Below are 14,872 nucleotides of genomic sequence, written 5' to 3'. Positions count from 1 at the left end.
GCTGATGTTATTATCACTACAAAATGCGGACATTACTATTTTCCTTTTATCTGCGTTATTTTAATCTCTGCTTCTTCCAGTATTTTTTGAGCCTTTGCTAACTCACCCATTCCCTCTTCATATGCTTTAACGCTGTCTGCGAGTGTAATATCAGGATTCATCAGAGTTTCTAAAATTTTTTTAGCACTTTGCAGTTTTGATTCAAAACCTTCGGTTTCTTTAGTAAAACCTTCGGTTTCTTTAGTAACATCTTTCTTAGTCATTTAAAACATCCTTTATATACTCTTTAAATTTCTCTATTTCAACTAAAAATGCATCATGTCCGTAATCGCTGTCTATATCTAAATAGTGATGATTTTTATGCCCAATTTTAGTGAGTGTATCGCTTATTTCTTTCATTTCATAGTTTCTAAAGAGTAGGTCGTTTTTAAAACTAATAAGATGTAATTCAGCTTTTACTTTTTCTAAAGCTTCGTTTAATGAATCAAATCCTCGAGATAAGTCATAAATATTTATCGCTTTTGTTATATAGAGATATGATAGCGGATCAAACCATTTTGTGAAGTTATAGCCGTTATACTCCAGATAGAGTTCAACTTGAAACTTTCCAAATAACTCATAAAGACCGTCGGTATTTCTATATTCTCTGCCAAATTTATCTTGCATTGACTCATGCGATAAAAAGCTTATATGCCCAGCCATTCTTCCCACAGCCATTCCGGATAAGCCATTCTTTGCGATATCTTCTTTTTCATAGTAACCTTGTTTAAAATCAGGGTCTTTTAGTATCGCCTCTTGAGATACTTTGTTAAAAGCTATAGCCCATGGTTGTGTCGCGTGTGTTGTTGCCAAAGAGATGATTTTAGATGCGAAATTTGGGTATGTTATTGCAAACTGAAGAGCTTGCATTCCACCCATTGAACCGCCGATAATTGCATGAACATTGTGAATACCTAGTTTATCAAAAAGGATTCTTTGTGCTTTAATCATATCTTTAATAGTAACAACAGGGAATTTATATCGATATGGGTTATGATGAGGATACTGCGGACTCATAGGTCCAGTTGAACCAAAACAACTGCCGATAACATTTGTACAAATTACAAAATATTTATCAGTATCAACAGCTTTGCCCGGACCGATAAGAGAATCCCACCAGCCGGTTTTTTTATCGCCTTCGTAGATTCCGGCACAATGGTGAGAACCTGTGAGCGCATGACAGACAACAACAACATTGCTTTTGGTGTCGTTGAGTTTTCCATAAGTCTCATATGTTATATCATAAGGTTCTAAAATACGACCGCTTTCTAAATAAAGAGGATTTGTAAAATGTTCGGTATATGTTTTTAGGTTTAGTGACAATTTTAGGCCTCTAACGCCTGTTTCATATCAGCAATCAAATCCATAATGCTTTCTAATCCACAAGATATTCTAATTAGTCCGGCAGGAACACCGCATGCATTAAGTTCATCTTTGCTTAATTGCTGGTGTGTTGTAGAAGCCGGATGCGTAATTATAGATTTTGAATCACCTATATTTACAACAAGTGAATAGAGTTTTGTTGCATTTACTATTTTAGCAGCTTCTTCAAATGTTTCAACCTCAAAACTTAAAAGTCCGCTGCATGCACCGTTGTCGAAATATTTTTGAGCATTTTTATAGTTAAAATTACTTTGTAAACCAGGATAATTTACTTTTTTAACCTTAGGATGGGATTCTAAAAAATGTGCTAATTCCAGAGCATTTTTCGAGTGTTCACGCATGCGAAGTGAAAGCGTTTCCATCCCTTGAATAAAGAGCCATGAGTTAAAAGGAGATGAAACAGCACCCAAATCTCTTAAAAGAGAGAGTCTTGCTCTTAGAGTGTAAGGCGGCAAATTTGTATCTACATAGATTAAGCCATGATAAGATGCATCCGGCTTATTGAATTGTTCATAACGAGGATTTGCTTTGAGCTTTTCAATAAGATTTTTTCTCTCCACTAAAATTCCACCGATTGCCAAGCCTTGGCCTGTTGTATATTTGCTGGCACTATGAACGATAATATCTGCTCCATGCTCAAATGGACGGCATAAAACAGGCGTTGCAACAGTGTTGTCAACTACCGAGAGAATGCCATGTTTGTTTGCAATTTTAGTAATTACTTCAATATCTGCTACATCTATACTTGGATTTGTTAAAGATTCAAAAAAGATAACTTTTGTTTTGTCATCTATAAGAGATTCTAATGAAGAGGTGTCGTGTACATTAAAAAATCTAGCTTCAATGCCAAATCTTTTTAAAGTGTGGGTGCTTAGTGTTAAGCTTCCGCCGTAGAGTTGCCTTGCACAAATAATGTTATCTCCGGCTTCTGCTGCATTTGCTATAGCAAAAAATATAGCACTCATTCCGCTTGATGTCGCAAGTGCAGCCTCTCCACCCTCAAGTTCTGCAAATCTTTTTTCAAAAACATCTGTAGTGGGGTTGTTTAAACGAGTGTAAATATTTCCCAGCTCTTTTAAGGAGAAGAGATCCGCCGCATGCTGAACATCACGAAACTCATATGCAGTTGTTTGATAAATCGGTACAGCCATAGTTCCTTGAGAATCTTTTGTATATCCAGCATGCAATGCTTTGGTTTGCAAATCCATTTAATTTACCTCGTTTTAAATATTTAAAGGTATTTTATCTAAAATGGTTTAATGTTAGTTTTAAGTGTGCTGTATTTATTTTTTTAAATCTCTTGCCCAATCTTCCATCAATTTATGCATCTCCTCTTTTGGAGCTTCTAAAAATTCTATAATAACTCTGTCTTCAAATTCGCAAATGCCTATGCTTCTCGGTCTAACTGCTAACATTTTAGTGTTAGGTATTGCCTGTCCAAAACAAAAAATAACATTTTGAGCATCAATTAAGCCATCCATAATTGCTCCGTTTAAGCTTTTTGTATGTGAATAGTGATCAAAAATAGATATAAATTGCGCTATTGGATGATTTTGTATTTTTTCTTTAAAATACTCAGCTATCTCTTTTGTGTTTGAAACTTTCATTTCATCTTTTGTCAACTCTAAGCTAAATATTGGGTATTTGTCCATAAAAACTGTTTTTTTCATTTTTTTTCCTATTATTAAATTTGAGTGGGATTTTAACAAAATTTATATTATATTAAATTTTATTCTTGAACACAGATCTCTTTTTTAATTATATGTATAACTGTTTGATAAGTTACAATAGATACAATAATTGTTATTGCTGCAATCATTGCATAAGAGAGAAGCAGTAAAAAGATACAACTGTTCTGATTATACATAAGCATGGCACTAATCGCCATTGCTGCAATAGGAAATACAAATGCCCACCATGAGATAAAAAACTTTATTTTTATAAAATTTTTATACATAAAAATAACTAAAATAGTAAAAAACAGAGCCAGATTAAAGAGCATAACAGCAAAAAAATCTATTATTCCAAACATTTTAAAATAAGCTATAAAACCGATAGCCGGAGGTGCAATCAATATAAAAAGAGTCGGCATAAATTTTACTGCTATTTGATTGTGAAAAATAATTCTGTTGAGTATTACCGCAAATAAAATAACCCAAAAAAACATTCCAACACTAAAAAAATACAATAATAAACCAAGATCTGCAAAACCAATGCCTGCAACCGGTACCAAAACATTTCCTACTATAGGTATAAACCATGCAGGATTTGAGTGATTTATCTCTTGGTTATGATTTACCCAAAAAGAGATTGTATGCATTGTCAAATAGAAGTGCAGTAATGTTCCAGGATACCAAAAAACGGCACTTATAGTAGGAAAACTTTCTTTATATATAATTGCCAGCATAAGCATAGAAATAGATATAGCAGCAAAAAAGTTTATTCTAACAGGATGTGAAAATTCACTTTTAACGGCTATTTTATATTTAAAAAACTTTTTTATGTAAATATATGAAATAATTATGAAAACAGTTGTGGTGGCATACATAAGTATTTCCCCTATAATATGAGGGAAATTAAGCAAAATTGCGGCTTTTTGATATGTAATTGTTAATCCGCTTAAACCCATAACAATTGCATACATCATAATAGGAAAAAATTTTAACCTATTATAATCCGAAACAGTTTCCATTTAAAGCCTTTATTACTATTATTAATATTTATAATTTTAATAAATCTTACTATTTTCTATAGTAAAAGTCAATAAATGTTGAGTGCACATCATAATTTGCCTCAAAAAAAGAGGCGTATCAAATATCGATTTATATTATATATGATAATTTGGAGCTTCTTGTGTGATAATAACATCATGGACATGACTCTCTTTTAGACCTGCACTTGTTATCTCTACAAATTCAGCTTTGTCCCAGAAAGCTTCGATGCTTTCACTGCCGCAATAACCCATCGACGAACGAAGTCCACCCATCATTTGATGCACTATGCCTGCAATGCTTCCTCGGAAAGGAACACGGCCTTCGATTCCTTCAGGAACAAGTTTGTCAGAAGCAGTTCCTTCTTGAAAATATCTGTCAGTTGAACCTTTCTGCATAGCTCCGATACTTCCCATACCACGGTAAGATTTATATTGACGACCTTGAAACATAATTGTGTCTCCCGGAGATTCTTCTGTTCCAGCCAATAAAGAACCCGCCATAATACAGCTTGCACCTACTGCTAAAGCTTTAGCAATATCTCCAGAGTATTTAATTCCGCCATCAGCTATAATAGGAACACCATGTTTTCTAGCTGCATCCGCACACTCTGCAATTGCAGTGATTTGAGGTACACCTACACCGGCAACGATGCGCGTTGTACAGATTGAACCTGGTCCAATTCCGACTTTAACTCCATCTGCTCCGGCTTCAATTAGTGCTTCAACAGCTTCAGCGGTTGCAATATTTCCGGCAATTACATCAATCTCCAAAGTCTCTTTAATTTTTCTGACGGTATCTAAAATGCCTCTTGAGTGACCATGCGCAGAGTCTAAAACTAAAACATCAACACCTGCTTCAACTAAAGCTTTTGCGCGATCTAATTGTCCAACACCAATAGCAGCTCCAACAACAAGTCTTCCAAAATCATCTTTATTCGAATTTGGGTACTCTATGCGTTTTTTGATATCTTTTATAGTAACTAAACCTTTTAAATATCCATCTTCATCTATAATTGGAAGTTTTTCTATTTTATTTTGGTGCATAATATCAGCAGCATCATCTAAAGATATACCTTTTGTAGCAGTTACAAGAGGCATTTTTGTCATAACTTCATCTGCTTTTTTTGTCATATCTTTTTCAAATCTCATATCGCGATTTGTAAGAATGCCTAAAAGTTTGTTATTTGTATCAATTACAGGAACACCTGAGATTTTAAATTCGCTCATAAGAGCGTTTGCTTCAGCAAGTGTTGCATCAGGGTGAACATAAATTGGATCTATAATTACACCGCTTTCGCTTTTTTTAACTTTTTTTACCTGTTTGCATTGTGTTTCAATATCCATGTTCTTATGGATAATTCCGATTCCGCCAAGTCTAGCCATAGCAATAGCTGCTCTATACTCGGTAACGGTATCCATTGCAGCTGAAACCATAGGGATTTTTAAAGAAATATTACGGGTTAGTTTTGTCTCTAAAGAGACCTCTTTTGGCAGTATTTCAGAGTACTGAGGTACAAGTAGTACATCTTCAAATGTAAGAGCGCGTTTACGAATTTTCATGAGAATCCTTTTAAGGGGTAGAAGTTATTTATGTTTCTATAAAATTCGTTGGATTATAGCTTTTTTGTGGTTAAAAAAAGGTAAAGCAACCTGTAAATATAAAATTGTTTTTTAATTTATTTTTTTGTAAAAGATTGAAGAACCTCTTTTGCTATGCCTTCATGTTCGTAAAATTGAATATTATTTGCTTTTAATTGCTTTTAATTGCTTTTGCATTTTAGTTCCGAATTTTCCGGCAATTACTGTTTTGCATGACTCTTGCACAAGAAAATCAACTACTAATGAACTTGAATTTCGTCTGCTGTTTTGTGCCGGATTTTTAATGCTTTGCAGTAAAATGCCTTTTTCATCAAATATAAGATAATATGGAGCTTTTCCGGCTATTTCGCTGATTTTTGAATTTGCAGTTTCTTCAACTGCGGCAACAGCAATAGTGCATGATGATTTTGTTAAATCAACATCTTTTTTTTGCTCAGCAAAGAGCAGAGATGTAAAAAATAGCATTATATAAAAAACTTTAAAATATTTTTTCATCTTTAACCTTTATTTATTTTTCCAATTGCGCATGATATAAAACTTTTAGCTTTAAGTCCGCTTTTTCTAAGAGTTCCTAAATCCTCATCTTCTAGAGGATAACCGAGAGATCTCATTTTTTTGCGAAAACTGAGTTCTGCTTCTTCATCTTTTATCTCTAGCGTAACGACTCTGGGCTCTTGTGTCAAATCTACTTTCACTTCCCCAAACTCATCTTTTAATGATTCTTTTATCGTGTTTGCACATCCGCTGCATTTAATATTTAGCGCTTTAAAATTTTTTTTCACAACTGCTCCCCTCACTTTAGCATTTTTAATGTAAGAGATAATATTATTATATTGTTTTATACTATAAACTATTATACCCTATCTCTTTTTCTAAACTAAGTGCGCCGTCAAATAGTGTCTGCTCCTCATAAGCGTTTGCAATCAGCTGAAGACCTATAGGCATTCCATCGCTGCTTTTTGCAACGGGAACTGAGATGGCAGGAAGCCCCGCAAGGTTTACGCTTATAGTGTAGAGGTCGCTTAAGTACATCTCCATCGGAGTTGATAACTCTCCAAATTTGTTTGCCGTTGTAGGTGCAACGGGCGATAAAATAAGGTCCACATCTTCAAATATTTTAGAGTATTGATCTTTTATAAGGTGTCTTGTTTTTTGCGCTTTTACATAGTACGCTTCATAGTAACCGCTTGAAAGTACAAAGTTTCCAAGCAATATACGGCGTTTAACTTCATCGCCGAAACCTTGGCTTCTAGTCTGAATAAAAGTATCTTCAAGATTTTTGCCAGTTACTCTGTTTCCGTAGCGGATACCGTCATATCTTGCGAGGTTTGTTGTAGCTTCCGCAGTTGCCGTAATATAGTAAGCAGAGATGTCAAATTTTGCATCCATAAGTTCGCGCTCAACTATCTCATGCCCCGTATTTTTAAGTGCGTCAATTGCCAGCTCATAAGCTTTTTTCACATCTTCGCTTGCATTTTCTATATGTTTTGGCAGAACTGCAATTTTGAGTTTTCTTGATGCGTTGAGTTTATCACTTACTTTGTCGTTTTTGTTCGCACTTGTAGAGTCTTTTTCGTCGTGTCCGCTTATGATGTCATAGAGTATTGCAGCATCTTCAACATTTTGAGTCATCGGCCCAATTTGGTCTAGCGATGAAGCATAAGCCCCCAAACCGTAACGGCTCACACGCCCGTAAGTAGGTTTCATGCCGACAATTCCGCAAAATGAAGCAGGCTGACGGATACTTCCGCCCGTATCACTTCCAAGAGCCGCAATAGCAAGGCCTGCTGCAACAGCTGCCGCACTTCCGCCTGAGCTTCCGCCGGGGACGCAATCTTTGTTGTGTGGATTGAGTGTTTTGCCGTAAAAGCTTGACTCTGTCGTACTTCCCATAGCAAACTCATCCATATTTGTTCGCCCAAACGGACTAAGTCCAGCACTAAGCATCTTCTCAATTACCGTTGCATTGTATGGAGCGATATATCCTTGAAGTATGTTTGAGCCTGATGTCACAGACCAATCTTTTACCTGAATGTTGTCCTTTATAGCTATCGGCACCCCTTCGCCGACATTGTTTACATCTATGTATGCATTAATATCCGCATTTGCTTCTATATTTGTTTTAAGCTCTTCTTTAAATTTTGTTAGTTCATCTTTGTTTAGTTTCAGTGCTTCTTTTAATGTAATCACTACTTTTCCTATATTTATAAATTATTGAATGTATTATAGCAAAATGTGTCTGTTTTTTCTTTAGCGAGGTTTTATTAGAGAGACCTAACTGGATATATGCGTTTGTTTGCATCTTTGAGCATCTGAAGCCCTGCTGCATTCGTAAGCATATTAAGTTTCTCTTTTTAATAGTATCTTGGTTTAAAACCTCAGAAAAACTAATCTTGCTCCTTGTTTCTTAAACTTTATTAAGAATAGGAGGTATTACACATGTTATAATGGTCATTGTAGATATTATAAATAAAAAAAGTATATCCGATTAAAGGAATTTTATATGAAGCGTATTGTTATTAAAGTTGGTAGTAGTGTTTTAATTGATAATGGTCATATTGCAAATGAGAGAATGTTAAATCTTGTCTCTCTTATTGTAGACTTGCGAAAAAAGCATGAAGTTATTTTAGTCACATCTGGAGCTGTTGCAGCCGGATACACTGCAGTGCAGCTTAATAAACTTGTTCCGACAAGTAAAAAAGTTTTGGCTTCATTGGGGCAACCTATTCTTATGAGTTCATATAAGAATCTCTTTGATATTTTTGACATTACAATCTCTCAGATCCTTATGACAGAAGATGATTTCAACTCAAGACCCCATACAAAAATTTTTCAAGATATCATAGACAGAACATTTAAAAATGACATATTAGCAATTATCAACGAAAATGACATCTCGACGACGCCAGAGCAGCTTTTTGGGGATAATGACCAACTTTCAGCTCATGTAACTTACTTTGCAGGAGCAGATTTACTTGTGATATTAAGTGACATCGATGGTTATTATGATTCAAATCCAAAAGATAATCCAAAAGCGAAATTACGAAAGCAAGTAAACGAGTTGACCGAAGAGGAGTTAGACCAAGAGTTCACACCAAATTCTAAATTTGCATCAGGCGGTATAGTAACAAAGTTAAAAGCAGCCCAATATATAATAGAAAACGATTTAGAAATGTTTTTATGTAACGGCTTTGATCTAACTTCAGTGAGAAGTTACCTGCTCGATGATGTTCATGAAAAAGGTACGCTATTTACAAGTAAAAAGTAAAAGCAAATTACAAATTACACCCCTGTGAATGAATCTCCACTTTTTACAACTTTGCTTATCAATGATTTTGATACATTCAAATAAGTTGCTATGCTTGCTTGAGAGTAACCGTCTTGGTATGCATTCAGTATTGCTAAGTTTCTGTCTACTTTTGTACAGAGATTCATTCACTGGGGTGTATTTCATTTCTGAATATGCCGACATTTTGGGCAAGCTTCCTCCGCTTTCGGAGGCTCCACACTCACATCTGGCACATCTTCCGTTTCATCGATCTTAGCCGTTACCGCCTCGGCATCGTTATTTACTGACTCTAGCGATAGAAAAGTCCCCAGGACCGTAGTTCTCACTTCTTCAATAACATACGCTTTTCTTGCGGGAAACCTAACAAGACGCAGACCAGCAGCATCGCACGCGGATTCAATAAATTCATCTCGTTCCCGACGAGACTTGTTTCCGTGCGATTTATCATCTAGTTCAATTGCACATAAAATGGATAAATCTTCTTTATTACATACAACAAAATCAATGTGCTTGGCGGATATTCGATTAAATGCCTTTTGCCAGTTACTACGAGACATGCCTTTTCTTGGGGCAATGACATCCGCTAACCGAACCTTCCCGAATATTTCCCATTCTCCGCCCACCGCTTGTTTCAAAACCCCATAGAATGATCGTTCTGCGGGCGTAAATAGTGCATCAATTTTTTCGTATGGAAGTTTGCCTTTTCCTGCATGTTCTTTGTCTTTCAGGAATAGTGCAATTACAACGATGATGAAAAGTACAACTACAATATAAACAAAGTCCATGTGATATCCTTATTGGCTTCACTGATTTGTTATACCAGAGAGACTGAAAGACTATTCAACACAACAGTCAACTTTAAATAAATGTCTTATTCTTTCATCCATGTTATTAATATAATCCTGACATTCTATTGCCGTACCTTGTTTGTATATTTCCATTTTATTTCGTTCAATATCATCAAATGGGAATCGATTCTCAATCGTTTCATCTATTGGCAAATTATCAATTAACTCTTTTTCTATTATTGATGATACTGTTGGCTCTATCTCTATAGTCCTGACAAAATATTTACTCATGCTAACATCCTTTGTTTAAATTATATAATGTTTAAAATGAGCCAATAAATTTCCCGCTAGGGTCACTTATTTCTCTCCAAGGTTTTGTTATATTATGTAATTACACTCATCAACTTAAACAAAATGATTACAATTATACTAAACAGTATAAACATAATCATAGGGTTGAATTTTTTATTATTTATATTTTTCTTAAGTTCTTTTTGACTGTTTTGATTCAAGGAAGCAAGTTTTTCATATTTTTCAAGTTCATGACTTTTTGTCATTACAGCAAACTTACCCTCTTTATTGTAGATATTAAGATTGTCTAATCCAACTTCTGGAAGTGCTTCTGGATCTTCCCACATGTCTATACTGAAATCAAGCTGTTTTCCAGTACTTGCCATTATAACACCTGTCCCTGTTGTTGGATTATAGGTTAAAAACCTACCAGTTGCTTTTATAAAATCGTATGTAGTATTTTCAGAAACAAATTGTTTATTAAAGGTTTTTTTACTTTTTGAATGGTCTTCACTACAAGTCCATGTCCCATCAATTGGTTTTGTAAAACCATGCCAAATTAATAAAAAGAACCAAACAATAAGCCAAAGTCCAGCTGTAAAAATAGTTAACACCAAGTGCATCAACCAACTCATTTCTTTTGTATTTCTTATATGTATTGTTTTTCGTCCGCATGTTTTACAATACATTAATTTTTGTTGAATTTTTTCTGCCATTTATTTATCTCCAAAGTATTGTTATATCATCCATGTTTTTTAACCATTTTTTGTGCTGAGTCATATATTTTTATAACTTCATTTTGAATATCTTCAAAAAAGAATTTATTATTTAAAAGAACTAAACACTTATCTTGTATATCTAATAGTTTGAAATTTTTATTCAATTGTTGTTCTTCCAAATCAGTATGTTTTCCAATTATAGGCATGGGGATAAAAGTTCCTGCAATATTGTTAATAAGAAAAATATCAACTTTTTCATCAAAATGTTCAAAAGTATTACGTAAATTTCTATTTTTCAAAGGAGAGTCATCCTTTAAATTAAAATCTTTTCTTAAACTAGAACTTCTATTTTGTATATACTCTTTAATTTCTTTTTTCATTTTTGAATTGCCATTGTTCCAAAAGTAAAAGGATAAGTTACCTGCGTGACTAATAGCCTCTTGCACAGCACCTACCAATTGAATTGGATCTACATCTTTATGTGTTAGCAGAGATTCATAAAATTCAAAAGCTTTAAATGAACACTCAGCAGAATATAATATTGAATAATAGTAAAATAAGTTTAATGGTGGAACTACACAAATACCTAATTCATTTACTCTTTTAGCTCGTTCGATTGTTTCTGAATTAATTTTTTGATACATATAAACCTTCTTTTAGATATAACGGTTGAGTTGAGAAATATTTGAGCCGCAGGGTCAAATATTTCTCTCCAATGATTTGTTAGATGATGTAAAACTTAGAGTAAAGAAATACATATCAACCAATTTCATTATAGGATATTTTACTCCAACTTTTTCTTCAATACTTTTTTGAACTTTTAAAAAGTCATTTTTATTTTCTTGATAAAATTTAACTACTTCTAAAAAGCTTTTTCCTGATAGTTTTGTATATGGTTGTATATTTTTTGTTTTTAATCCATCTTTAAAAAATCTATCATATGCAGGAATACAACCAAGTGTTCCAAGTAAAATTTTAGTTAATAAAGTGTCTGTAACATTAATACCCTTTTTAGGTTTTTCTGGAATATCTTTAATATTGTCTGGATACCAATTTTCTATAAATTCTGATAATTTAAAAATATCTTCAAAATTCTTATCTTCTGCATTAAAATAATTAAAATCAATATTTTGCAGATGTTTATACTTTAATATCTCCTCTACAACTTTATGATGAATCAGGTAATCTTGCCATAAAAGAAAACTTGAGCCTCTATACATACCCCAACTTGCAAGATAAAATGATAAATGTAAACAAGCTATCTCTTTATCAATTTTATCAATATCTTGGGAAAAATATAAAAAACAATGTTCCCATGATTTGTATCTATGATTTTTATCACTGATTAATTGTTGAAAAAAATTCATTATATTATTTTCGATATTGTGCATTTGTTCCCTTGTCATCTAACGGTTGTCGTGAGCAATATGAAGCCGTCTGAGGGTTCATATTGCGCTCCTCGTACTTGTTGTACGCTTTCAACTTGCTAATATTTTTTTCTTTTCTTCCTCAAATTCTTCTTTTGTAATTAACTCTTTTTCAAGCAATTTTCCTAGTTCTATTAGTTTATCCGTTGAGTTGTTCTTTTGAACTGTTTTCTCTTCTTCTTTTTGTTTTGTTTCACTATTGATTATTTCAATATCAGGTTTTGGCAGTTTAAAGCTTTCAATAATGATGATATCCTCATTTAATGTTGCTTGAATGTAACCTTTAACTCCTTCATTTCCCCCAAGCATCCAAGACATTTCTTTCTCACTAATTATATTCTCAATGTTTTGTTTCTTGTAATATGCAAAAAGCTTTGTTTTTATATTATTCCAAGAGTTTTCATTTTTAATTTGAAATGAAATTTTAAATTTATCATTATCTTCTTGAGTTGTTGTTTTAATAATTCCATCTATTATTTCTGAGTTACAGAATTTACAAACTTTAGCTTCGGGACGAATTAATTCTCCACAATTTGAACATTTTCTTTTTTTACCTTGCTCAACTAGCTCTTCTTCATTGTCTCCAGATATTATTGCAATTAGAAATCCAACTAATGGACTTAGTATTACTGATAGAATAAAATATAAAAAACCAGATTTACCTTTTCCCTTTGCATAAACTCCTACTAAAATAGCTAAAATTAACCAACTTACATATATCATGTAAAACTCCTTTATGTGTACAACGTTTAAAATGAGCCAATAAATTTCCCGCAGGGTAATTTATTGGCTCCTCTGACTTGTTAAGTACTAGTTTTTATCTATAGTTTCCATCGCATTTGTTCTAAAAATCAGTGGTTCATCAATATTTGGAATTGGTGTTTTACCTCCACCTGTACCATGTACTGTAATTGTACCTGCATTTAAAATTCTTTGGATTATACCTTGATCGACTGAAAGACTTTCAACTTTACTATGGTTAAGTTCCATTGTTGTTCTTTTGATAAAACCAAACTTTGCGATTACTCTTTTAGTTGTGACAACTAATTCGGTGGACATTTTAAAAATGAAAGCTTTGAATAAATCAATCAATCCACCAATTACCAATAGAACTCCAAGCAAAGCAATTTCTTTTGCAGATGTAATTATTGTAATGCCTAACACAATAAAAAATAAACCCATAAGATATATCATCCAATGTACCTTTGCACGATACACAACTTCTTCACCTGACATCAAGTTTTTTTCAACGTAACCCACTTATTCTCCTTTTGTACTTAACGGTTGTCTTGAGAAATAAGTCGCCGCTAGGCTACTTATTTCTTTCTAAGTACTTGTTATATGTTTGTTAAAGTTGTTTTTCTATTTAGTTTATTTCAAAATCTGAAACTATACAACCTGATTTTTCAGCTTGACTATGAATAAAACCCATATTGAATTTATTAAATGTTTTTTTACTTTTAAATTTTACTGTATCGTAAATAGTTCTTGTATTACTATCAATTTCTGTTCCACTTTTAGCATAGTGTTTGCAAGTTATTTCGATGTCTTTTATAGTATATTTACTATCATTTTTGATTGTTAAATCAGCTTCTAAAACATTTCCAAATCCTCCTGTTGTCCAATTATATTTTTCAATTGAAACAAGTTTTTCTGCTTGTTCTTTTGGTGTAAGAGTTTTAGGCTCACTACTGGAATAAGTTGAGTCATTATTATAGTTTGCTGCAAACACAATAAATAATATTAAAACTAACCAAGTTAGTAAAGAAGTTTTTTTTGGGGCAGGTTCGCCACATTTTGGACAAACTTTAGCATTTTTACTAATATCTTCACCGCATCCTTTACATTTAACCATTTTTGCCATTTTAAATCCTTGTTATGTTTTATTAGAATATGAATTTTCATATAACGGTTGAAATGAGCCAATAAATTGCCCGCAGGATAATTTATTGGCTCCACTGATTTGTTGTATACTAATCATCTTTTTCCAACTGTTCCGAAATGTTTTTTGAAATTTCTCTCATTTTCTTATTAAAACTATCATCAAAGTCATTTTTATAATGAAATACTGGTTTAACAAACCCAAGTTTTAAAAATTCATTTTGTTCAAAAAGTATATCAAGATAACTTTCAATGAGTTTTATATCAGTTGAATCTCTATTGATGGCTTTTTTAAATCTCTCAATAAATTGTTTCATCTCTTCTTCATTATCAGAATCATTCATATAGTAAAAAACTCTTTCAGCAAATATATTTTGTGAAAGCCCAAGTTTTTTTAGCCAATCTTTTAAAACTTGCTGTTTTTCTTTTAAATCAGTATTCATTTTGTCCCTAAATGTCCCTTTTGCTTATTTTATACTTCTGTCAACCTAAACATTTGTTTAGGAATAAATTACAAGGAGCCTATATGGCAAAGTCAAATTCAATGACTACATCGGCAGCTGCAAGAATTCAATCTGGCGCAGCTAAATCAAACGGAGGCGGTGCACCCAAAGGTCACTTCGCAGGTAGAGCGCAAGCTGCTGCTACAAAAAATTCTTCAAAAGGAGGTAAATAAAATGGCAAAATCAGGCGGATGTACTCCTCCAAATGGACCAAGTACAACAGGAAATCCATCAGGTGGT

The 14,872-nt window shown here is 33.2% G+C and carries 21 protein-coding genes; 2 read left to right on the top strand and 19 right to left on the bottom strand.

The window, feature by feature from the left end; all coding sequences use genetic code 11:
- Positions 1-35: 35 nt before the first annotated feature.
- The 9 genes from xseB to gatA all read right to left on the bottom strand — a co-directional run bounded on the left by xseB (position 36) and on the right by gatA (position 7,924).
- Positions 36-263, bottom strand: coding sequence for an exodeoxyribonuclease VII small subunit (xseB, locus tag CVO_RS06145; protein WP_152299084.1), 228 nt, complete (start codon positions 261-263; stop codon positions 36-38).
- Entirely contained in the window at positions 256-1,362 is a 1,107-nt protein-coding gene (metX, locus tag CVO_RS06140) for a homoserine O-acetyltransferase MetX (protein WP_152299085.1), read from the bottom strand. Before metX ends, xseB begins: the two co-directional genes overlap by 8 nt.
- 2 nt (positions 1,363-1,364) lie before the next feature.
- A complete protein-coding gene (locus CVO_RS06135; RefSeq protein WP_159570893.1) occupies positions 1,365-2,630 on the bottom strand; it encodes an O-acetylhomoserine aminocarboxypropyltransferase/cysteine synthase family protein in 1,266 nt (421 codons plus the stop codon).
- Positions 2,631-2,705: 75 nt separating this feature from the next.
- On the bottom strand, positions 2,706-3,092 hold the full coding sequence (locus CVO_RS06130) for a DUF6858 family protein (protein ID WP_159570890.1): 387 nt from the start codon (positions 3,090-3,092) through the stop codon (positions 2,706-2,708).
- Positions 3,093-3,151: 59 nt separating this feature from the next.
- Entirely contained in the window at positions 3,152-4,114 is a 963-nt protein-coding gene (locus tag CVO_RS06125; RefSeq protein WP_159570887.1) for an SLAC1 anion channel family protein, read from the bottom strand.
- 135 nt (positions 4,115-4,249) lie between these two features.
- Positions 4,250-5,695, bottom strand: a complete 1,446-nt coding sequence (gene guaB / locus CVO_RS06120; protein WP_152299089.1) for an IMP dehydrogenase — start codon at positions 5,693-5,695, stop codon at positions 4,250-4,252.
- 180 nt (positions 5,696-5,875) lie between these two features.
- Positions 5,876-6,229, bottom strand: coding sequence for a NifB/NifX family molybdenum-iron cluster-binding protein (locus CVO_RS06115; RefSeq protein WP_159570884.1), 354 nt, complete (start codon positions 6,227-6,229; stop codon positions 5,876-5,878).
- 2 nt (positions 6,230-6,231) lie between these two features.
- Positions 6,232-6,516: a heavy-metal-associated domain-containing protein gene (locus CVO_RS06110; protein ID WP_152299091.1), complete on the bottom strand. Its 285-nt coding sequence runs from the start codon at positions 6,514-6,516 to the stop codon at positions 6,232-6,234.
- Between the two features lie 61 nt (positions 6,517-6,577).
- On the bottom strand, positions 6,578-7,924 hold the full coding sequence (gene gatA, locus CVO_RS06105) for an Asp-tRNA(Asn)/Glu-tRNA(Gln) amidotransferase subunit GatA (RefSeq protein ID WP_159570882.1): 1,347 nt from the start codon (positions 7,922-7,924) through the stop codon (positions 6,578-6,580).
- A gap of 313 nt (positions 7,925-8,237) precedes the next feature.
- Between gatA and proB the strand changes: the two genes are divergently transcribed.
- Positions 8,238-9,002 (top strand): glutamate 5-kinase, encoded by a 765-nt coding sequence (gene proB / locus CVO_RS06100; RefSeq protein WP_159570879.1) that lies wholly within the window; start codon positions 8,238-8,240, stop codon positions 9,000-9,002.
- Positions 9,003-9,016: 14 nt separating this feature from the next.
- Here the strand turns inward: proB and CVO_RS06095 are convergent, their stop codons facing one another.
- The 10 genes from CVO_RS06095 to CVO_RS06050 all read right to left on the bottom strand — a co-directional run bounded on the left by CVO_RS06095 (position 9,017) and on the right by CVO_RS06050 (position 14,572).
- Positions 9,017-9,169 (bottom strand): helix-turn-helix domain-containing protein, encoded by a 153-nt coding sequence (locus CVO_RS06095; RefSeq protein ID WP_159570876.1) that lies wholly within the window; start codon positions 9,167-9,169, stop codon positions 9,017-9,019.
- A 15-nt stretch (positions 9,170-9,184) separates the two neighbouring features.
- Positions 9,185-9,808: a DUF2726 domain-containing protein gene (locus CVO_RS06090; protein ID WP_159570873.1), complete on the bottom strand. Its 624-nt coding sequence runs from the start codon at positions 9,806-9,808 to the stop codon at positions 9,185-9,187.
- A gap of 51 nt (positions 9,809-9,859) precedes the next feature.
- Positions 9,860-10,102, bottom strand: coding sequence for a hypothetical protein (locus tag CVO_RS06085; protein ID WP_159570870.1), 243 nt, complete (start codon positions 10,100-10,102; stop codon positions 9,860-9,862).
- A gap of 92 nt (positions 10,103-10,194) precedes the next feature.
- Positions 10,195-10,818: a hypothetical protein gene (locus tag CVO_RS09820; RefSeq protein WP_188093930.1), complete on the bottom strand. Its 624-nt coding sequence runs from the start codon at positions 10,816-10,818 to the stop codon at positions 10,195-10,197.
- A 26-nt stretch (positions 10,819-10,844) separates the two neighbouring features.
- Entirely contained in the window at positions 10,845-11,465 is a 621-nt protein-coding gene (locus CVO_RS06075) for a hypothetical protein (RefSeq protein WP_159570867.1), read from the bottom strand.
- A 54-nt stretch (positions 11,466-11,519) separates the two neighbouring features.
- A complete protein-coding gene (locus CVO_RS06070) occupies positions 11,520-12,188 on the bottom strand; it encodes a hypothetical protein (RefSeq protein ID WP_159570840.1) in 669 nt (222 codons plus the stop codon).
- Positions 12,189-12,299: 111 nt separating this feature from the next.
- The gene (locus tag CVO_RS06065; protein ID WP_159570864.1) at positions 12,300-12,971 is read right to left on the bottom strand and encodes a zinc ribbon domain-containing protein; all 672 of its coding nucleotides are present in this window, start codon (positions 12,969-12,971) and stop codon (positions 12,300-12,302) included.
- An 87-nt stretch (positions 12,972-13,058) separates the two neighbouring features.
- Complete coding sequence (locus CVO_RS06060) at positions 13,059-13,508, bottom strand: PH domain-containing protein (protein ID WP_159570861.1); 450 nt, start codon at positions 13,506-13,508, stop codon at positions 13,059-13,061.
- 106 nt (positions 13,509-13,614) lie between these two features.
- Complete coding sequence (locus CVO_RS06055) at positions 13,615-14,112, bottom strand: zinc ribbon domain-containing protein (RefSeq protein WP_206672413.1); 498 nt, start codon at positions 14,110-14,112, stop codon at positions 13,615-13,617.
- Between the two features lie 109 nt (positions 14,113-14,221).
- On the bottom strand, positions 14,222-14,572 hold the full coding sequence (locus tag CVO_RS06050) for a hypothetical protein (protein ID WP_159570858.1): 351 nt from the start codon (positions 14,570-14,572) through the stop codon (positions 14,222-14,224).
- Between the two features lie 83 nt (positions 14,573-14,655).
- On the opposite strand from CVO_RS06050, the gene CVO_RS09815 reads away from it, so the two are divergent.
- A complete protein-coding gene (locus CVO_RS09815; protein WP_188093929.1) occupies positions 14,656-14,805 on the top strand; it encodes a hypothetical protein in 150 nt (49 codons plus the stop codon).
- Positions 14,806-14,872: the final 67 nt, after the last annotated feature.

It is taken from the genome of Sulfurimonas sp. CVO, from assembly GCF_009883775.1.
Classification (GTDB): domain Bacteria; phylum Campylobacterota; class Campylobacteria; order Campylobacterales; family Sulfurimonadaceae; genus Sulfurimonas; species Sulfurimonas xiamenensis.
Note: the sequence above shows the minus strand (reverse complement) of the source record. Positions and strands in the feature narration are given on the sequence as shown.